This is a genomic window from Vibrio sp. YT-19(2023) (assembly GCF_033337395.1).
The window spans coordinates 1-1,153 of the sequence record NZ_JAWOQN010000134.1 but is presented as its reverse complement, the minus strand read 5'-3'; the positions used below and the strand labels follow the sequence as shown (position 1 = coordinate 1,153).

At 46.9% G+C, this 1,153-nt stretch carries 2 protein-coding genes; one reads left to right on the top strand and one right to left on the bottom strand.

Annotated elements, in window-relative coordinates; translation table 11 throughout:
* Positions 1 to 710: MATE family efflux transporter (locus tag R7E78_RS24390; protein WP_318058371.1), on the top strand; the 710-nt coding region annotated here is incomplete at its 5' end.
* Here R7E78_RS24390 and R7E78_RS24385 read toward each other — a convergent pair.
* Entirely contained in the window at positions 697 to 1,092 is a 396-nt protein-coding gene (locus tag R7E78_RS24385) for a nitrous oxide-stimulated promoter family protein (RefSeq protein WP_025501575.1), read from the bottom strand. The genes R7E78_RS24390 and R7E78_RS24385 overlap by 14 nt on opposite strands.
* Positions 1,093 to 1,153 lie beyond the last annotated feature (61 nt).

Below are 1,153 nucleotides of genomic sequence, written 5' to 3'. Positions count from 1 at the left end.
GGAAGCACTGGTTGCTGGAAGTAAAAGAAGGCTCTGAACGCCCTTCGCTGTGGCTGTCTTATCGTCGTCTTGCGCTGCCAATGACGCTAGGTGCATTACTTTGGGCAATCGGCACCATGGTTTATCAGATGATTTTTGGCCACATGGGGACAACCGAATTGGCGGTGTTTAGTATGCTCGGCCCATTTGAATCACTCTGTTACTCGATTTTCTTTGGGATCTCTGTGGCGTGCTCTGTGATGATTGGTCAATCCTTGGGGCGTGATGCCTTTGAGCGGGCTGAACACATGGCAAAATTCTTTATCAAAGCAGTCTTTGTGTTTGGTATTTCCATCGGCGCACTGTTGCTTCTTAATCGTGGGTCGATCATTGCAGCACTGAATTTGGACAAACCTGAGCTTTACCCACTCGCTGCCCCTGCGTTGATGATTTTGTGCTGCGCGATTTGGTTGCGTATGTTGAACATGATCATCATTAACGGGATTATTCGAGCTGGTGGCGACAACGTATTCTGCTTACGCATGGACTTTATCGCCATGTGGATGACAGGCTTACCACTTTGTGCAATCGCTGCGTTTGTTCTTGGTTGGGAGTTTAAGTACGTGTATGCACTGATGATTGCAGAGGAAGTCGTTAAGTTGGCGTTGTGTTATCGTCGATACACGCAAAAGTATTGGATAAAGAATCTAACCGTCGTTACGACTTCTTAGTATCGCGTTCTACATTGATTCTTTTGTGGCGGTTCGATGCATTGGCAGCTGGTTTTTCAGGAACCTCGCGTTTCTCGTGCAGCAGGTGCCGAACTGCCAGAATCGGATGTTTTAGTAACATTCTCGGGCCTGAATAGCGCATCACTAAACGCATCTGTTCTTTAGGTTCGGGTTTATAGCAGTGAATTGGGCACTTGTTACACGTCGGTTTTTCTTCTCCGTATGGGCATCGATCCAATCGCACTTCCGCGTAATCAAGCAGTTCACGGCATTCACTGCACAGCGCATCTTTGGTTCCATGATGATCATGGCAATACACCTCCACCATCGCTTTGACGGTTTTAAATTCGGTGGCGAGTTTGCCAAGTAAAATATCGCTCATGGTATTGCCCAAAATCACAGCTGGAGAGTGTAGAGTTCTAAAGTTCGGCCATTATCATATT